The sequence below is a fragment of the Bradyrhizobium sp. genome (assembly GCF_035273305.1).
GTDB lineage: Bacteria > Pseudomonadota > Alphaproteobacteria > Rhizobiales > Xanthobacteraceae > Bradyrhizobium.
The window spans coordinates 1-2,133 of sequence record NZ_DATEPI010000245.1 but is presented as its reverse complement, the minus strand read 5'-3'; the positions used below and the strand labels follow the sequence as shown (position 1 = coordinate 2,133).

Below are 2,133 nucleotides of genomic sequence, written 5' to 3'. Positions count from 1 at the left end.
CTTGCGCCCCCGCGGCCGTCGCGCATGGAGGCCTCCAGAATGGAAGCGCTACGTGATCTGTGGACAGACGTCGGTCTCGAGGCAATTGAGACGCGCGAGATCGTGGTGCAACGAACGTTCTCGGACTTCGACGAATTCTGGACGATCAACCTGAAGGCGCCTTCGATTGCGCCCATTGTCGCCGCTATGAAATCGGCCGAGATTAAGCTGTTGCAGACCCGAGTCCGGGCTCGCTTGCCCGAAGCTAATGGCGGAGGCGTCGTTTGTCAGGGTCGCGCGCATGCCATAAGGGGGCGGCGGGCAAAATGATCAACGCTGCGTCGCGCCTTCACACGGCGACAGATTCGCGGCTTGCTCTTGTCAAAGTTGAATGCGAATGACTCGCCTAGTCAGCCCGGGTCGCATCATCACGATCAGCCAACGCTTGCGAGCCCACGCTCGAACGTCCGGCAGCTTGTTGGGGTTCCCCGGCCTTTCGATTTCCGTTCGCTCGCTGTAGCAATTGGCAAATCTCAGAGTCGTGATCGTGCGGATCACCCCGAGTCAGTGAGACGCGACGCGGCTGATGCTTTTGAGTTTTGTCACTCTGACGCAAGGCGGACAAAGACGCTCGCCTCTAGCCGGCTCCCAGCGCCACCGCAACCGTGTAAGTCGCGAAACTCGCGGCGTAGGCGAGAGCCAACATGTAACCAAAGGTGCTCGCCATCCACTTCCAGCTTCCGGTCTCGCGGCGGATCACAGCCAGCGTTGAGGCGCATTGCGGCGCAAAGATGTACCAGGCCAGCAGCGACAGCGCCGTCGCCAGACTCCATTTTGTCGCGAGCACGTGGCCGATCTGATCGGCGGCTTCCTTGCCGCCCTCGATCGAGTACACGGTGCCGAGCGCGGCCACCGCGACCTCGCGTGCCGCCATGCCGGGGATCAGCGCGACCGCAATTTGCCAGTTGAACCCGAGCGGAGCCAGAAGCCACTCCAACGACGCGCCGATGATCGCAGCGAGGCTGTAATTTATTGCCGGCTCTGTGGCGCCGGCGGGTGGAGGCGGAAACGAGGCAAGAAACCAGATCAGCACCATCATGCCGAAGATGGTGGTGCCCGCACGCTGCAGGAACATCTTTGCTCGCGTGTAGACCCCGATCGCGATGCTTCTCAGCCGAGGCATCTTGTAGTCAGGCAACTCGAGCATGAACGGGGCGGGGGCGTAATCTCGCCACATGAAGAACTTGATCAGGAATGACATGCCGAGTGCGCTTGTGATCCCCGCCGTGTAAAGGCCGAACATCACCAGGCCGCGCAGATTGATCCAGCCCCAAACCTGAGCATCCGGGATGAAAGCGGAAATAATAAGTGTGTAGACTGGAATGCGCGCTGAGCAGGTCATCAGCGGAGCGATCAGAATAGTCGTCAGGCGGTCGCGGCGATTCTCGATCACCCTGGTCGCCATGATACCTGGGATGGCGCAAGCGAAACTGGAGAGCAGCGGAATAAAGGCCCGGCCGTGCAGGCCTGCGCCGCCCATTATGCGGTCCATCAGGAATGCCGCGCGCGCCATGTAGCCGAAATCTTCCAACAGCAGGATGAAGAGGAAGATGATGATGATCTGCGGCAAGAACACGATGACGCTGCCGACGCCGGAAATCACGCCATTCTGCAGAAAACTTTGAAGGATCCCGCCCGGCAAGGTTTCGTGCACGAGCTGGCCCAGCGCGCCGAATGCCGATGAAAGCAACTCCATCGCCGGCTGCGCCCACGCGAACACCGCCTGAAACATCACAAACAAAATCAGCGCCAGGATCGCGAGCCCCGCAACCGGGTGCAGGACGACAGCATCGATCCGCGCGGTCCATGAATCCGGCCGCGCCGGCAGGCTGACGGTATCGGCGATGATGCGGTCAGCGAGTCGTTGCGTAGCCCGCAACTGCGCGACCGTGAGCGGATGCCAGAGATTCTGCGCCGGCGGAGTTTGCGTCTCACCTGCTATCTCGTCGGTACGGCGCAACAACTCGGCGGTGCCGCCCTTGCGCACGGCGATGGATGTCACAACCGGTACCCCAAGCGCCTCTGATAACCGCGTTATGTCGACGCTGACGCCACGCCGTGTGGCGATGTCGAACATATTGAGCACCAGCATCA

The 2,133-nt window shown here is 61.1% G+C and carries 1 protein-coding gene and 1 pseudogene; one reads left to right on the top strand and one right to left on the bottom strand.

The features are described 5' to 3' along the window. Positions 1 to 309: pseudogene (locus tag VJV58_RS16625) on the top strand (SAM-dependent methyltransferase); the annotation flags it as partial. Between the two features lie 307 nt (positions 310 to 616). Here VJV58_RS16625 and feoB read toward each other — a convergent pair. Continuing rightward, positions 617 to 2,133, bottom strand: a 1,517-nt coding sequence (gene feoB / locus VJV58_RS16620; protein ID WP_324138457.1) for a ferrous iron transporter B, incomplete at its 5' end; no start/stop codon positions are given.